The organism is Mesorhizobium sp. M0174 (assembly GCF_040322275.1).
Taxonomy (GTDB): domain Bacteria; phylum Pseudomonadota; class Alphaproteobacteria; order Rhizobiales; family Rhizobiaceae; genus Mesorhizobium.
In genome coordinates this window covers 1-15,813 of sequence record NZ_JAMYTB010000024.1, presented here as the reverse complement: position 1 = coordinate 15,813, position 15,813 = coordinate 1, and the positions used below count along the sequence as shown (strand labels likewise).

The following is a 15,813-nucleotide window of genomic DNA, read 5'->3' as shown; positions in this document are numbered from 1 at the left end:
CTGGTGAAGCGGACGGTGGATAGAGGACAATCTGCCGAGATTGCAAAACGCGCCAAAACATTTTATGGAGCGGACGGTCGTGAGGGCGGCCGCTTCAGCAGCATTCAGCAGCAACAGCGAGAATTGGCACGCATGCCCAATGAACCCTTGCGCCTTGTGGCGTTCTTCGCCGTGGTCTTGGCGCTTCTCAACTCCGGTTATTATTTCCATCAGGGCGACATCGTCGCGACCATCTATTTCATGATCGGCGCCATTCTTGTGACCGCGGTGACGCGGATGAGCATCAGAAGGCAGCTGATTTAGGACCGATCTTCTTATCTGGCCGCCATCTCGACGGCTGGTTCGCTTCGACTGCGATCGAATTGAAAGCAAAGTCTTAGGACTTCGTTTGTGCTGTTGCTTCAAGGTAGCCGGCTGAAGCAGGAGCAAAAGCATGCAGATCGATTTGTCCCCGACGAGCTGGGGCAGGGTCGTGGCGGTTACCGTTGCGGGCACGGCGGTCTGCATTGCAGCCGCATTCCTCGTCGATTCCTTCAATTTCCCATATTTGTCGCCGGAAGCGCTGTGGCGGGCGCAGCTGACCGACCTGCTGCTGCCACTTATCCTGGCCAGCTCGTTCTTCTTTTTCCTGATGTGGAAAATGCGCCAGCTGGCGATCGCGCAGAAGGCACTGGCCGTCGTCGCGGCGACCGACAGCCTGACGGCGGTGTTCAACCGGGGTGCGTTTTCCATGCTCGTCGAGGCCTATCTCGAACAGGCCCGCAGCCATTCTGTCGTTAATGCCGGCGCCTTGCTGATCGTCGATGCCGACCATTTCAAATCCGTCAACGACCGCCTCGGCCACGACTGCGGAGACCAGGCGCTCAAGCTGATTGCCAAGACAATCCAGGGCCAGCTACGCGGCGCCGATATCGTCGGCCGGATCGGCGGCGAGGAGTTTGCGGTTTTCCTTCCCGGCGCAGATCCTTCGCAGTCCTGGCTGGTGGCGGAGACAATTCGCCGACGCGTCCGTGAGGCGGAGTTCTCGCCTGGCGGCCGGCCGTGTCCTCTCTCGGTCAGCATCGGCGGCGTCGCCTTCAGCGGGCCGACCACCTACGCTGAGATGTTCGTGGTGGCGGACAAGCACCTTTACAGGGCCAAATCGAACGGCCGCGATCAGGTCAGTTTCGAACCCGCGGCAGCGGACGACCCGCCGGGCGGCGGCCCGATGACGGTCCATTGATGGTCGTTTCGGTCAGGCGGCGTAGCCGCCGAGGCCCCGGGCGACCGGCTTGACCGAGACCGCCGGCTGGGCGGCCGGCCAGAGGATGCCTGCCGTCACGGCGAAGGTGATCAGGGCGTCGCGTGCCGCTTCGGCCGAGATCTCGCCGGCACGTGCCGCCTCGCAGGCCTTTACCGCGGCGCCATAGCTCAGCCGCCGGCGCGAAGGCGGGAACTCGGTCAGGAATTCGTGCATCTCGGAGAACGAAGCGATCGTACGCTTGTAGCCGGCGCCAACGGTTAGGGCAACCGGAGTGGAAAACGTCCTGTCGTGCATTCTGGCCTCTCGAATGGGCGGAGGTCACGGCGGACGCCGTTCTCCGGTCTGGGGGTCGGGCAGAAACGCGGGTCACGGCGCGAGGTTCCATGTTGCCGGGATTGTTTTTTCGCTGGCTCCGGGAGCGGTCGCCGTGAGAGCGGCGCCAGCGGCGAGGCGGATGCCTATTTCCACATGCCACGCATGCGGGCGCCGAGGTCGACGCGCACCTGCGGCTGGCGGCGCGGATCGTCCGGGGCCTGGACGCTGGCCCAAGCCACTTGTTCGAAGGCGCATAGGATCGAGCGCGGGATGAAGCGCGTGCGCGAGGCATAGACATGGCGGTCGCCGCGCGCCGCCTGCCCGTGGACGAAAAAACGATGCGGCATGACCAGGTGCAGGCTGTCCTTGGCCCGCGTCATCGCCACGTAGAGCAGCCGCCGCTCCTCGTCGACGTCCTCCTTGCTGCCGACGCCGAGATCGATCGGGATGCAGCCGTCGACGGTGTTGAGCACGAAGACGTTCTTCCACTCCTGGCCCTTGGCCGAATGGATCGTCGACAGGATCAGATAATCCTCGTCGCGGTGCGGCGGGCCAGCCTCGTCGCTGGTCGCGTCAGGCGGATCGAGTGTCAGCTCGGTGAGGAAGCGCTCGCGCGACGCATAGCCGGAAGCGATCTGCTCGAGCTGCAGGAGATCGGCCCGGCGCGTCGTTGCATCCTCGTGGATGCGTTCCAGATGCGGCTCGTACCAGAGCCTGACCTGCTCGAGGTCGGCCGGCCATTTTTGCGCGCCGGCGCGCAGGCCGCAATAGAGCGCGACAAAGCCCGGCCAGTCGTCGGCGGCACGCTGCGGCGGCCGATAGCGGGCAAGCCCCATTGTCTCGTCGAGCGACGTCGCCATGGTCTCGACGATCGCATTGGCGGCCGAAGGGCCGATGCCCGGCAGAAGTTGCAGCACGCGAAAGCCGGCGACGCGGTCGCGCGGGTTTTCGGCAAAGCGCAGTACGGCCAGCAAGTCCTTGACGTGAGCTGCATCGAGAAATTTCAGCCCGCCGAACTTGACGAAGGGGATGTTGCGGCGCGTCAGCTCGATCTCCAGCGGGCCGCTATGGTGCGAGGCTCGAAACAGCACCGCCTGGGCTTTGAGAACGGTGCCGGCCTCGCGCTCGGTGAGTATCGCCTGGCAGACATAGCTCGCCTGCTCGGTCTCGTCGCGCACGCTCACCAGCTTCGGCTTTTCCGCCGATTTGCGCTCGGTCCAGAGATTTTTGGTGAAACGTTCCGACGCTTCGCCGATTACCGCATTGGCGGCCGCCAGGATCGTCTCGGTCGAGCGGTAGTTGCGCTCCAGCATGACGACTTCCGCCGGCTGTGCGAACTGCTTGGGAAAATCCAGGATATTGCGCACTTCCGCGGCGCGGAACGAATAGATCGACTGCGCGTCGTCGCCGACCACCGTCAGCCCCGATCCGTCGGGCTTGAGCGCCGTCAGGATCGATGCCTGCAGCCGGTTGGTGTCCTGGTATTCATCGACCAGCACATGATCGAAACGCGCACCCAGATGCGCGGCGATTTCCGGCTCGCCGGCCATCTGCGCCCAGTAGAGCAGCAGATCGTCGTAATCGAGCACATTCTGCGCCTGCTTGGCCTCGACATATCTGGCGAATAATTGCTTCAGCTGTTCGGCCCAGCCGGCGCACCACGGGAACACCGAACCCAGCACCTCGCCAAGCGGCGCCTGTGCGTTGACGGCGCGCGAATAGATCGCAAGGCAGGTGCCCTTGGTCGGGAAGCGGGCTTCGGTCTTCGAAAAACCCAACTCGTGGCGGGCGAGGTTCATCAGGTCGGCGGAATCCTCGCGGTCGTGGATGGTGAAGGCCGGATCGAGACCGATCTCCAGCGCGTAATCGCGCAGCAGCCTGGCGCCGATGCCGTGGAATGTGCCGGCCCAGCTCAGCGCATCGGTAATCACCGAGGCATCGCGCCCCAGCACCTCGCCGGCGATGCGCTCGACCCGCTTGGCCATTTCCGCTGCGGCACGGCGCGAAAATGTCATCAAAAGGATCCGCCGCGGGTCAGCACCCCTGATGATCAGATGCGCGACCCGGTGCGCCAGCGTGTTGGTCTTGCCGGAGCCGGCGCCGGCAATCACCAGCAACGGCCCGGCGATCTTGCCGTCGCCATGTTCGACGGCAAGCCTCTGCTCGGCATTGAGCTTCGCCAGATAGGCCGGCTGGAAGGACGAATCACGGGCGGCGAGGTTCATCGCCCATCAAGCATCGTTTCTGCTTTGTTCGCAACGGTTTGCGGAGCCGGAACAGGGCCCGTGAACGAAGAAGCCTTGCGGGCAGGCCTGTCGACTAACGCTCGGGCTCGACGCCCATGCTTGCCGATTGCCGCCGCAGCGCCTCGCGATCGTCCTGTGGCGGTGGCAACAGCAGCGGATCGAAATCGTCGGGCACCTCATCGATCACTTTCTTGGCGACGCGATAGGCGACATAGACGATTGCCCCGGCGATGAGCAGACGGATCATGCCTTCCTCCATTGATTGTGCAGCAACCGGAGACGCGGCATTTTGTTCCCAGGCCCCTTGGCGAATGCGGGAACGACACCGGCCGCGCAACCAAATCGCCGACGCCTCGTTGTCGGGCGAGAGGAGATTGCGATGAAAAAGCGCTCAATCCTGCTGCTTATGGCAGCTCTGACTGTTGCGGGTTGCGACAACAATATCCAGCCGACCAAGGCCCCTGGCGACACGGTCGATCAGAACCCGCAGGTCGACAAGAATCCGGTGCCGAAGTCGACGACCGGCGGCGATCAGCCCGGCACGCCGCCGAAACAATGACCGCCTCAAATGGCGTCGATCGGGCAAGCGGCGCCGGTCAAGGAAGGTGGCCGGCGCCGCTTGGGAGGAAGCTGATGGCGCCGGCCAGGCGGAGATCAGGCCCGCCGCACATCCAAGGATAGCCGAGTCTTTCCGCAGCGTCATGGTCGATAGCGTACAGACGGCACGCCCCTGTGGACAAACCTGCCGGCCACAGCAGCGTTTGTTCATCACATAGTTCGTTCTTCCCATGGAACAAACCAAGCTGCTGCGTGTTTGGATGTCGATCGGACGCTCCCAAGGCCGCCGTTCACGAAAGAACCCGCTCTCCTTGTCCCCCCCTCAGGATAGCGGGTTCTTTTTGCGTTTTGCGGGAAGTCGTGGCGCGGCCGCTGACTTGCTTGCCGGTTTTCGCGGCTTATGCGGCGAACCGGGGCTCAAGCCCTTGCGAAGCATGGTTGTCCCGTGCAAAAGCCCGGCCATGCTGATCATCAACGACCTTTCGCTCCGCATGGCCGGACGCCTGCTTCTCGACCATGCCTCACTGACCTTGCCGGCCGGCAGCAAGGCTGGCCTTGTCGGCCGCAACGGCACCGGCAAGACGACCCTGTTCAAGGCGATCACCGGCGACCTCGCCTCCGAGACCGGCTCGATCAGCCTGCCCAAGAACACGCGCATCGGCCAGGTCGCGCAGGAAGCGCCGGGCACCGAGGAGCCGCTGATCGAGATCGTGCTCAAGGCCGATCTTGAACGGAGTGCGCTGCTCGAAGAGGAAAAGACGGCGACCGATCCGCACCGCATCGCCGACATCCACATGCGGCTGGCCGATATCGATGCGCACTCGGCCGAGTCACGCGCGGCCACCATTCTCGCCGGCCTCGGCTTCGACGACGCCGCACAACGGCGCCCGGCCTCGTCCTTCTCCGGCGGCTGGCGCATGCGCGTCGCGCTGGCCGCCGTGTTGTTTGCCGAGCCCGATCTGCTGCTGCTCGACGAGCCGACCAATTATCTCGATCTCGAAGGCACGCTATGGCTGGAAAACTACGTGTCGAAATACCCGCACACCGTGCTGCTGATTTCGCACGATCGCGACCTGCTCAACCGCGCCGTCAACTCGATCGTCCATCTCGACCAGAAGAAGCTGACCTTCTGGCGCGGCGGCTACGACCAGTTCGAGCGCCAATACACCGAGCAGCGCGAATTGCAGGAGAAGGGCCGCGTCAAGCAGGAAGCCGCGCGCAAGCACATGGAATCCTTCGTCGAGCGCTTCCGCGCCAAGGCATCGAAGGCGAGGCAGGCGCAGTCGCGCATCAAGGCGCTGGAGAAGATGAAGCCAATCGCCGCGATCGTGAACGACACGGTGCGGCCATTCTCCTTTCCGGAGCCGGTGAAGACGGTGGCCTCGCCGATCATTGCGCTCAACAACGTCAACGTCGGCTACACCGAGGGCGAGCCGATCCTGAAGAAGATGACGCTGCGCATCGATGCCGACGATCGCATCGCGCTGCTCGGCGCCAACGGCAACGGCAAGTCGACCTTCGCCAAGCTTTTGGCCGGCCGGCTGAAGCCGGAGACCGGCAGCATGACGGTGGCGCCCGGGCTTAAGGTGGCAATCTTCGCCCAGCACCAGCTCGACGATCTCAGGCCCGACGAAAACGCCTATGAGCATGTCCGCCGGCTGATGCCGGATGCGCCGGAATCCAAGGTGCGCGGCCGCGTCGCCCAGTTCGGCCTGACCACCGAAAAGATGAACACCGCCGCCAAGGATCTGTCCGGCGGCGAAAAGGCGCGGCTCCTGATGGGCCTGTCGGCCTTCGAGGGGCCGAACCTTTTCATCCTCGACGAGCCCACCAACCATCTCGACATCGACAGCCGTGAATCACTGATCCATGCGCTGAACGATTTTCCCGGCGCCGTCATACTGATCTCGCATGACCGCCATCTGCTCGAAGCGACCGCCGACCGGCTGTGGCTGGTCAAGGACGGCGCGGTCAATCCATATGACGGCGATCTCGAGGATTACAAGACGCTGGTCACCGGCGTCTCCGGGGACCGCCGCGGCAAGCGCGAGGCGGACAAAGCGTCGAAGGCCGACCGCCGCCGCGATGCAGCCGCGCGCCGCGCCGCCTTCGAGCCGCTGGCCAAGGAAATCCGCGCCACCGAAGCGCTGATCGACCGCATCCGCAAGCGCATCGACCTGATCGAGGACGAACTCGCCAACCCGGCCGTCTACGAAAAGGACCCCTCGAGCGCGACAAGGCTGGCCAAGGAGCGCTCCCAGCTCGCGCAACAGCTGGCCGGCCATGAGGAAAAATGGCTGTCGATGTCGGCGGAGTACGAGGAAGGCACGGCGGAGTAGGAAGAGCGCAATCTCCCCCCTCGCGGGGGAGATGCCCGAAATGCCGCGCCTACGACGCGTTGCTCAAGCGTGTCGCGGTCATGTGGCCGGGTACGTTCCCGGATACCCAAATGGTTCGCGGTAGGAGGTGAATGAGATGCTTGAAGGTCGGGAGTGGCGCAAAAAAGATGGAGCGTCAGACGAAGCGATCGAGAAACTCAGGGGAGTGGGCCCTTTGGTCCTGCCTGAAAGCTATGCTGCCCTTCTCTCTTTCAGCAACGGTGGTGAGGGCCCCCTGCCAGTCCAGCCGCTATGGCTTGCCTTGCACGCTGCGGAAGAGGTGATCGAAATAGAGCAACAGGGGACATTCAAGGAGTTCTTTCCGGGTTTTTTCGTTATCGGCAGCAACGGGGGCGGCGAGGCGATTGCGTTCGATCTACGCACAGTGGGGCTTTATCCGCTCGTTGCGTTTGACATGACAAATATTGATCTTGTCGAAAGCGTTTGGCCCATTGCGCCGGACTTTGATGCATTCTTGGACTTGATCGGCCTTTCCGACGAATAGCCCAGAGGGGGATGTAGGCCCGCCCATCTGGCCCTACACGTCGCCATAACAACCGGCTAGTTTGCTCCCATGAATCAGCACGCCAAGCTCAAAATCGGCCATTCGGCCTGTCCGCATGATTGCCCTTCGACCTGCGCGCTCGAGGTCGAACTGCTCGACGCCAGGCGCATCGGCCGCGTCCATGGCGCCAAGGCCAACAGCTATACGGCCGGCGTCATCTGCGCCAAGGTCGCCCGTTACGCCGATCGCGTCCATCATCCCGACCGCCTGCTGAAGCCGCTGGTGCGGGCCGGCGCCAAGGGCGACGGCGCCTGGAAGGAAGCGAGCTGGGAGGCGGCGCTCGATCTGGTCGCTGAAAAATTCATCGCGGCGGAGGCAAAATACGGCTCGGAGACGGTCTGGCCCTATTACTATGCCGGCACGATGGGGCTGGTGCAGCGCGACGGCATAGAGCGGCTCAGGCACGCCAAAAAATACTCCGGCTTCTTCGGTTCGATCTGCACCAATCTGGCCTGGACCGGCTGGATGATGGGCGCCGGCGCGCTGCGCGGCTCCGACCCGCGCGAAATGGCAAAGTCCGACTGCGTGGTGATCTGGGGCACCAACGCCGTGGTCACGCACGTCAACGTCATGACCCACGCCATCAAGGCGCGCAAGGAACGCGGCGCCAAGATCGTCGTCATCGACGTCTACGAAAATGCAACGATGAAGCAGGCCGATCTCGGCCTGGTGCTGAAGCCCGGCACCGACGGCGCGCTGGCCTGCGCGGTGATGCACGTGCTGTTCCGTGACGGCATGGCCGACCGCGCCTATCTGGACAAATACACCGACGATCCGCACGGTCTGGAAGCGCATCTTCAGACAAGGACGCCGCAATGGGCCGCTGACATCACCGGGCTTTCGGTCGACGAAATCGGGGCCTTCGCCCGTCTCGTCGGCACGACGAAGAAGACCTATTTCCGCCTCGGCTACGGTTTTTCGCGGCAGCGCAACGGTTCGGTCAACATGCATGCCGCAGCCTCGATCGCCGCGGTTACCGGCTGCTGGCAATATGAGGGCGGCGGCGCCTTCCATTCCAATTCGGGCATCTTCAAGCTCAACCAGGAACTGCTCGAAGGCACACGGATGCGCGACCCCGCGATCCGTCATCTCGATCATTCGCGGATCGGCCCGGTGCTGACCGGGGCTGAGGATGCGCTCTATGGCGGCCCGCCGGTGACGGCGCTGCTGATCCAGAACACCAATCCGGTGAATGTCGCGCCGGAGCAGCGGCTGGTGAAGCAAGGTTTTCTGCGCGACGATCTGTTTTCCTGCGTGCACGAGCAGTTCATGACCGACACCGCCAAGCTCGCCGATGTCGTCCTGCCGGCGACGATGTTTCTCGAGCATGACGACGTCTACAAGGGTGGCGGCAACCAGCACATCACACTCGGGCCGAAGCTGATCGACCCGCCGGAAGGCCCGCGCACCAACCATTTCGTCATCGAGGAGCTCGGCAAGAGGCTCGGTGTCGCCGACCGTCCGGGCTTCGGCATGACCGAGCAGCAGCATATCGATATCATCCTGGGCAAGCGCGGGCTGGGCAGCTTTTCGAGCCTGAAAGAGCAGAAATGGGTCGATTTGCAGCCGGATTTCGCGGCCGCGCATTTCCTGGAAGGCTTCGGCCATGCCGACAAGAAATTCCATTTTCGCGCCGACTGGACCGGGCAGGCGTCGCCCAATCGGCCACCGAAAAGCATGGGCCTGTTCGGGCCGGTGGCACGCCTGCCGGAATTCCCCGATCATGTCGACCTGATCGAGGTGGCGGACGCGGCGCACCCGTTCCGGCTGACCACCTCGCCGGCGCGCAATTTCCTCAATTCGACCTTTGCCGAAACGCCGGTATCGCAGGCAAAAGAGCGCCGGCCGGAGCTGCTCTTGCATCCCGATGATGCGGCGGCACTCGGGGTCGCCGACGGCGGCCGTGTCGAGGTCGGCAACCGGCGTGGCGAAGTGGTGCTGCACGCAAGATTGTTCGACGGGATCAAGCGTGGCGTGGTCGTTGCCGAAGGTATCTGGCCGAACAGCGCCCATGAGCGCGGCGAGGGCATCAACGTGCTGACGGGCGCCGATGCGCCGGCGCCCTATGGCGGCGCCGCCTTCCACGACAACAAGGTCTGGCTGCGCCCCGCGGATTGAGCGTCGGAACGATATCTCCATCCTGCCGTTTTCGCGTGGCGGGTGGAGGCATTGTCATGGCAGAAGTGTTGCGGGCGCCGGATCCCATCGGAAGGACATTGTCGTCCGGCGAACTCGTAACCACGATGTCCCACTTTCATCGCGCCGAGATTGCGCGCATGGCTGGGTGGCGCGACCGCCTGGACCGGACGAGCAACTGGGCGATAACCGTTGTCGCGGCGATGCTCTCCGTTTCGCTTTCGACGGCCAGCGCTCACCATGGCGTGCTGCTGTTTGCGATGCTGCTTGTCCTGTTGCTACTGTGGATAGAGGCCCGCCGATATCGCTTCTTCGACTTCTATCGGGCTCGCGTGCGCCAGTTCGAACGGCACTATTTCGCGCAGATATTCTCGCCGCAGCCGGACTTCGCGTCCGATTGGCTGTTGATCGTCGGCGAGAGCCTGCGCGCGCCGAAATTCCTGATTTCGCAACGCGTGGCTTTGGCGCGCCGCCTGCGTCGCAATTACATCTACATGCTGCTGATTCTGCTGCTGGCCTGGATCCTCAAACTGTCGACCCCCAGTCTTCTGACCGAAGGCGTCCCCATCGGCTTCGTCGGGTCGATGCGTGAGGCCGTCGCCAGTGCTGCGCTGGGTCCAGTTCCTGGTGGCGCCATCGTCGTGCTGGTCGCCATCCTCTATGCAGGCCTGCTGGTGACAGCCTTTTTGACAGAGAGCGACGACGGCGAACTCTCCTTCGGTGACGTTCACGTCTAGCAACGCAACGCCCTGTCGCGCGTTGTTGGACACGTGCATTTGGGCGATGGGGGTTTCATGGCTTGGCAGGCTCCGACACGTTCCAGCCTGGCGCTGCTGGTTTGCGCTTTCGTCCCCGCAGGCGCGGCCGGGGCAGCGGAGACGCTTGTTGCCGGGACCAAGGCCTCCGGCATGGGTGGCTCGGGCGAAGGCGCTTTCGTCGCCGAGATCGTGCTTCTGCTGCTTGTCGGGCGCGGCCTGGGCGAAGTGTTGCAGCGCTATGGCCAGCCGGCAATCATGGGCCAACTCATCGGCGGCATCCTGCTCGGTCCTTCGCTGTTCGGCTGGCTATGGCCGTCGGCCCAGCACCTGATCTTTCCCACCGATCCCGCGCAAAAGGGCATGATCGACGCCGTCTCGCAGCTCGGCATCCTGATGCTCCTTTTGCTGACCGGCATGGAGACGGACCTGCGGCTGGTACGCCGGGTTGGCGCGGCCTGTTTTTCCATTTCGGCTACCGGCGTCGTGGTGCCCTTCATCTGCGGTTTCGCGCTGGCGCAGTTCCTGCCGGACGCATTGCTGCCCAACCCGACGCAACGCACCGTTGCCGGGCTGTTCCTGGGCACCGCGCTGTCGATCTCGTCAGTCAAGATCGTCGCCATGGTGGTGCGCGAGATGAACTTCATGCGCCGCAATCTCGGACAGGTGATTATCTCCTCGGCGATCATCGAGGACACGATCGGCTGGCTGGTCATCGCCGTTACCTTCGGCATCGCCACCAATGGCAGGCTGCAGCTCGTACCGCTGGTGACCACCATCGCCGCCGTGGCACTGTTCATGGTGTTCTCCTTCACCATTGGCCGCCGTCTTGTCTTCACCTTGATCCGCTGGACCAACGATCAATTCCGCAGCGAGTTTGCGGTGATCACCATGATCCTTATCATCATGGGCGTCATGGCGCTGATCACCAACATGATAGGCGTCCATACGGTGCTGGGGGCGTTCGTCGCCGGCATCCTTGTCGGGGAATCGCCTATCCTCTCCAGCCATATCGAAGGCCAGCTGCGCGGCGTCATCACCGCGCTGTTCATGCCAATCTTCTTCGGCATGGCGGGGCTTTCCGCCGATCTCACAGTGCTCGCCGACCCGACGCTTGCCATGCTGACGGGCGCACTTGTGGTCATCGCCAGCATCGGCAAGTTTGGCGGCGCATTCATCGGCGCCAAGCTCGCCGCCATGTCGTTCAAGGAAGCAATCGCCGTCGGCAGTGCAATGAACGCGCGCGGCTCGACCGAGGTGATCGTCGCCAGCATCGGCCTGTCGATGAACATCCTGTCGCACAATCTCTTCACCATGATCGTCACCATGGCCGTGATCACCACCTTGGCCATGCCGCCGATGCTGCGCTGGGCGCTCGGCCGGCTGCCGGTTGGGCATGACGAGCAGCAGCGTGTCGAGCGCGAGACGTTGGACGAATACGGCTTCATTTCCAGGCTGGAGCGGCTGCTGGTGCTGGTCGATGACAGCAGGATCGGCAAGTTCACTGCCTATCTCGCCGGACTGGTCGGCGGAGGCAGCGGCATGCCCACCACCTTGCTTCAGCCGAAAGACGGCCGAATTGACAGGCCAACCGACAGCAAGGGACAGGAGCGCGCCCTGCAGGAAATCAAGAAGGGTGCAAGAAAAAGCGCCCAGGCGGTGAAACGGATCGAAGACACGCTTGTCGACAAAGTCCATCTGACGGCCCGCACCGAATTGGAAGCCACGGGTGAGACGATCGCCGAAGAGGCCCGCAAGGGATACGGCCTGTTGCTGGTCGGCCTTGACAATGTGCTGACCGCCGATGGCACCTTCGCGCCGGCCCTCAACGACATTGCCGCAGGATTTGACGGCCCGCTTTGCCTGGTCCTGAACGGCGGCAATGCCGCCGAAAAGATGCCGACGTTGAAGGCCGGAACCAGCATTCTCGTCCCCGTCAACGGTACCCAGGTGGCGCATCGCGCCGCCGACTTGGCGTTGGCGCTGGCCCGTCCAAACCGGGCACGGATCAAAGTTCTCTACGTTTCGCAAAAGGCAGCCAAGGGCCGCAGGTCGACATCGGTGTCGCATAGCCGCGAAGAGGCCGTGCTGAAAGACATCGCCGATTTGGCGGGCCGCTACGGCCTGCATATTGACACAGCGTTCCATACCCGCGTCACACCCGACAAGGCGATTACCCGGGAGGCGGCCAAAGGCGCGGCCATCGTCGTGATGGGCGTCACCCAACGTCCGGGTGGGGACCTGTTCTTCGGCGAAACCGCCGGCGCTGTTTTGGCCGCCTGCAATTGCCCCGTCGTGCTTCTGGCCAGCGCGCGGCCCAAGCATGACGCCGCTGGCGCTGAGCTGGCGGCGTGATTTTCATGGCGCGCACTGACCCGTCGGTAGACATGTCGATTGAGGCTCTGAAGCGCTGATCAGTCAAACGTAAAGAACTCGAACCGAACGGTTCGGTTCTGTTGACGGAGCGTACAGGAAAGGGTGAACGCCGGCTCCCAGAATGTTCGCCAAGAAAATCACCAATGACCGCGTAACCAATTGACAATAAAGAAGAACAGTGTGGCGGAAGGAGCCGCATGTCGAATTTCAAGCGGCCAATTTGGCGCACCCGAACAAAATTTTCGTGATTGGAAACGACAGGCTTGCCGACCCATCTCGGGGTGGTCCGAGCGACGCGAATTCCTCCCAAGGCACGCCACTTGACGGACAGAACAAAGACTACCGGAGTACCCGAAATGACCAAGATCGCTCTTACCGTCGCCGCCATCCTTGTTGCCACCGGCACTGCTTTTGCCGGCAGCGACCACTATGGCTCGGACAACGTCAACCAGCCGGCCGCTCCTGCTGCCAACGTCGACAACACGTTTACCGGCTCGATCCGCAAGCCGGTTACTTCCGAGCATGCTGGTGCCAAGACGACTTCCGAGTCGGTGGCGCCTGAATCCGGCCAAGGCATCTGGGGCCGCTGATTATCACGGCCCCGGAGCACAAAGAGCGGCGGGCTTGGCCCGCCGCTCTTGTTTGGTGCGAAGCGGGTTTGGCCGAAGGTCGGCGATCCCCCGGCCTGCCAGGCAATCCCTAGCGAAGATCCTTCGGCCAGATGCAGTGCGTCAGCCGGGCGCCGCCGAAGGTGAGACCGGCCCAATCGCCATCGACGTCAAACCGAGCCAGGGCCGCGGTCGGGAATTTATCCGCCAGTTTTTTCAGCGCCGCTTCATCCGATCCAGCCCCGGCAAGACCGCGCGCGAACTCCTCCAACCCGGGATTGTGGCCAAGCACCAGCAGCGTTCCGGTTCCCGCCTTTACCTGTCGCACCTTGGCGAGGATATCCGCCGCTGCTGCCTCGTAGAGCGCCTGGGCAAATTTGGCCTGCACCTTCGCCGGCAATTCCGCCGAGAGCAGCCGCCACGTGTCGCGGGTGCGCAGCGCCGGCGATACCAGCGCCAGCTCCGGCAGCCAGCCGCGCCGGGCCAGTTCGCGTCCGACCAGGGGCGCTGCCTTCAGCCCGCGCGCGGACAGCGGCCGGTCGAAGTCGATGAGGTCGGGATCGTCCCAACTCGACTTGGCGTGGCGGAGGAGCAGCAGTTGCTTCATCGTTTCAAAATAAGGCCGAAACGTCGCGTGCACCATCTCCCCCAGTTACGGGGAAAGCGTCACGCTGACTCTCACGGGGTGATCCGCGCCAGGTGCTCGAGATCGGTCTCTTCGCGCAGCGGGTCGGGCGCGATCACCACCGACGCGGCGTTGTCGGCATCGTCGGCGAAGCGCGAAAACACCGTGCGGCCGCCTTCCATCCGCGCCTTGCCTTCGGCGACCAGCCCTAGCGCCAGCGGATAGAGTTGGTGCTCGGCCTTGAGCACGCGCGCGGCCAGCGTATCCTCATTGTCGCCGACCATCACCGGCACCGCGGCCTGGGCGATGATCGGCCCATCATCCATGTCGAGCGTGACGAAATGCACTGTGCAGCCATGGATGCGCATGCCTGCGCGGAGCGCCCGCGCATGTGTATCCAGCCCCTTCAAGGCAGGCAGCAGGGCAGGGTGGATATTGACCATGCGGCCCTGCCACTTCTCGACGAAACGCGCGCCGAGAATGCGCATATAGCCGGCCAGCGCGACGATCTCGGCGCCAAAAGAGACAAGGGCCGCGTCGATCGCCCCGTCATGCGCTTCCTTGCCGGCATGGTCCGAGCGCGAAATCACCCTGGTGGCGATGCCGCGCGCCGCGGCGATGCCGAGGCCGGCGGCATTGGCGCGATCGGAGATGACGCCGACGATTTCGGCCGGATAGGCCGGGTTGCTCGCCGCCGCGATCAGCGCCGTCATGTTGGAGCCGCGCCCCGAAATAAGCACTACGGTGCGTTTTCTGGTCATAGGCCGATCGAGCCCCGATAGATGACGCCGGCATCGCGGCGCGGCACGATCTGGCCGATCGGCGTCACCGTCTCGCCGGCCTCCTGCAGAACGGCGGCGACCTGCGCCGCCTGGCCGGAGGCGACGACCAGGATCATGCCGATGCCGCAATTGAAGGTGCGCATCATCTCTTCCGGCGCGACCCCGCCGGTCTTGGCCAGCCACGAAAACACCGGCGGCACCTCGATGGCGCCGAGATCGAGCTCGGCCGAAAAATCCTTGGGCAGAACGCGCGGGATGTTTTCGGGAAAGCCGCCGCCGGTGATATGGGCCAGCGCCTTGATGCCATGCGTGTTGCGGATCGCCTTGAGGATCGACTTGACATAGATGCGCGTCGGCTCGAGCAGCGCCTCGGCCAGCGTCGCCTCGTCATTGAACGGCGCCGGATCGCCCCAGCCAAGGCCGCTTACGGCGACGATGCGGCGGACCAACGAGAAGCCGTTCGAATGCAGGCCCGACGAGGCAAGGCCGAGCAGCACGTCGCCCTCGACGATGTCGTCGGTCGGCAGCAACTGGCCGCGTTCGCCGGCACCGACTGCAAAGCCGGCAAGGTCGTAGTCCTTGTCGTGATACATGCCGGGCATTTCCGCCGTCTCGCCACCGATCAGCGCGCAACCGGCCTGCCGGCAGCCGGCGGCAATGCCGCCGACGATCGCAGCGCCCTGGTCGGGATCGAGCTTGCCGGTGGCAAAATAGTCGAGGAAGAACAGCGGTTCGGCGCCCTGCACGACGATGTCGTTGACGCACATGGCGACGAGGTCGATACCGATCGTGTCATGCTTGCCGGCATCGATGGCAATCTTCAGCTTGGTGCCGACGCCGTCATTGGCGGCGACCAGCACCGGATCGGTAAAGCCGGCTGCCTTGAGATCGAACAGGCCGCCGAAGCCGCCGATCTCGCTATCGGCGCCCGGCCGGCGGGTGGCGCGCACCAGCGGCTTGATCTTCTCGACCATGAGATTGCCGGCGTCGATGTCGACGCCCGCTTCGGCATAGGTGAGCCCGTTCTTGCGCTTGCTCATACTCTTTCCCTGCTTTCTCGGGCTCTTCGCATGAACGGTTTCGGTCCGCAAGGATAACGGCGCTGAAACTGCCGATCTCCCCACTGTTTGGACCGGGGACATCGCGAACAGGTGTGCGAGGACATCGCGAACAGTTTGGCGCGCTTTGCGCTGGGGGGTTCGGGATGCCATTCGAGGACACGAGCG

General features: G+C 63.7%; 15 protein-coding genes. 9 read left to right on the top strand and 6 right to left on the bottom strand.

Going from position 1 to position 15,813, the window contains the following annotated elements; translation table 11 throughout:
• Positions 1-3: 3 nt before the first annotated feature.
• Both NKJ13_RS27270 and NKJ13_RS27265 read left to right on the top strand, forming a co-directional pair.
• Positions 4-303: a hypothetical protein gene (locus tag NKJ13_RS27270; protein ID WP_352739639.1), complete on the top strand. Its 300-nt coding sequence runs from the start codon at positions 4-6 to the stop codon at positions 301-303.
• Positions 304-433: 130 nt separating this feature from the next.
• A complete protein-coding gene (locus tag NKJ13_RS27265) occupies positions 434-1,222 on the top strand; it encodes a GGDEF domain-containing protein (RefSeq protein WP_352739637.1) in 789 nt (262 codons plus the stop codon).
• Positions 1,223-1,234: 12 nt separating this feature from the next.
• On the opposite strand, the gene NKJ13_RS27260 is transcribed toward NKJ13_RS27265, so the two are convergent.
• The 3 genes from NKJ13_RS27260 to NKJ13_RS27250 all read right to left on the bottom strand — a co-directional run bounded on the left by NKJ13_RS27260 (position 1,235) and on the right by NKJ13_RS27250 (position 4,051).
• Entirely contained in the window at positions 1,235-1,537 is a 303-nt protein-coding gene (locus tag NKJ13_RS27260) for a DUF982 domain-containing protein (protein WP_352452964.1), read from the bottom strand.
• A 164-nt stretch (positions 1,538-1,701) separates the two neighbouring features.
• On the bottom strand, positions 1,702-3,783 hold the full coding sequence (locus NKJ13_RS27255) for an ATP-dependent helicase (RefSeq protein WP_352778862.1): 2,082 nt from the start codon (positions 3,781-3,783) through the stop codon (positions 1,702-1,704).
• 94 nt (positions 3,784-3,877) lie between these two features.
• Complete coding sequence (locus NKJ13_RS27250; RefSeq protein WP_352739634.1) at positions 3,878-4,051, bottom strand: hypothetical protein; 174 nt, start codon at positions 4,049-4,051, stop codon at positions 3,878-3,880.
• Between the two features lie 132 nt (positions 4,052-4,183).
• On the opposite strand from NKJ13_RS27250, the gene NKJ13_RS27245 reads away from it, so the two are divergent.
• The 7 genes from NKJ13_RS27245 (at position 4,184) to NKJ13_RS27215 (ending at position 13,162) form a co-directional block, all read left to right on the top strand.
• A complete protein-coding gene (locus tag NKJ13_RS27245) occupies positions 4,184-4,363 on the top strand; it encodes a hypothetical protein (protein ID WP_023677659.1) in 180 nt (59 codons plus the stop codon).
• Between the two features lie 460 nt (positions 4,364-4,823).
• Entirely contained in the window at positions 4,824-6,701 is a 1,878-nt protein-coding gene (locus tag NKJ13_RS27240; protein WP_352739633.1) for an ABC-F family ATP-binding cassette domain-containing protein, read from the top strand.
• A 136-nt stretch (positions 6,702-6,837) separates the two neighbouring features.
• Positions 6,838-7,245, top strand: a complete 408-nt coding sequence (locus tag NKJ13_RS27235; RefSeq protein ID WP_352507897.1) for an SMI1/KNR4 family protein — start codon at positions 6,838-6,840, stop codon at positions 7,243-7,245.
• Positions 7,246-7,314: 69 nt separating this feature from the next.
• Positions 7,315-9,423 (top strand): molybdopterin-containing oxidoreductase family protein, encoded by a 2,109-nt coding sequence (locus tag NKJ13_RS27230; protein ID WP_352739632.1) that lies wholly within the window; start codon positions 7,315-7,317, stop codon positions 9,421-9,423.
• Between the two features lie 98 nt (positions 9,424-9,521).
• Positions 9,522-10,178 carry a DUF2270 domain-containing protein gene (locus NKJ13_RS27225; RefSeq protein ID WP_502899873.1) on the top strand — a complete coding sequence of 219 codons (657 nt, stop codon included), beginning with the start codon at positions 9,522-9,524 and terminating at the stop codon, positions 10,176-10,178.
• A 171-nt stretch (positions 10,179-10,349) separates the two neighbouring features.
• The gene (locus NKJ13_RS27220; RefSeq protein WP_502899874.1) at positions 10,350-12,551 is read left to right on the top strand and encodes a cation:proton antiporter domain-containing protein; all 2,202 of its coding nucleotides are present in this window, start codon (positions 10,350-10,352) and stop codon (positions 12,549-12,551) included.
• Between the two features lie 377 nt (positions 12,552-12,928).
• Positions 12,929-13,162, top strand: a complete 234-nt coding sequence (locus NKJ13_RS27215; RefSeq protein ID WP_352739627.1) for a DUF680 domain-containing protein — start codon at positions 12,929-12,931, stop codon at positions 13,160-13,162.
• Positions 13,163-13,271: 109 nt separating this feature from the next.
• Here NKJ13_RS27215 and NKJ13_RS27210 read toward each other — a convergent pair whose 3' ends face one another.
• From NKJ13_RS27210 to purM, 3 genes are all read right to left on the bottom strand, one after another.
• Entirely contained in the window at positions 13,272-13,787 is a 516-nt protein-coding gene (locus tag NKJ13_RS27210) for a SixA phosphatase family protein (RefSeq protein ID WP_352649743.1), read from the bottom strand.
• Between the two features lie 71 nt (positions 13,788-13,858).
• Entirely contained in the window at positions 13,859-14,566 is a 708-nt protein-coding gene (purN, locus tag NKJ13_RS27205; protein WP_352739625.1) for a phosphoribosylglycinamide formyltransferase, read from the bottom strand.
• Positions 14,563-15,627: a phosphoribosylformylglycinamidine cyclo-ligase gene (purM, locus tag NKJ13_RS27200; RefSeq protein WP_352705302.1), complete on the bottom strand. Its 1,065-nt coding sequence runs from the start codon at positions 15,625-15,627 to the stop codon at positions 14,563-14,565. The genes purN and purM overlap by 4 nt, the downstream gene beginning before the upstream one ends.
• Between the last annotated feature and the right edge of the window lie 186 nt (positions 15,628-15,813).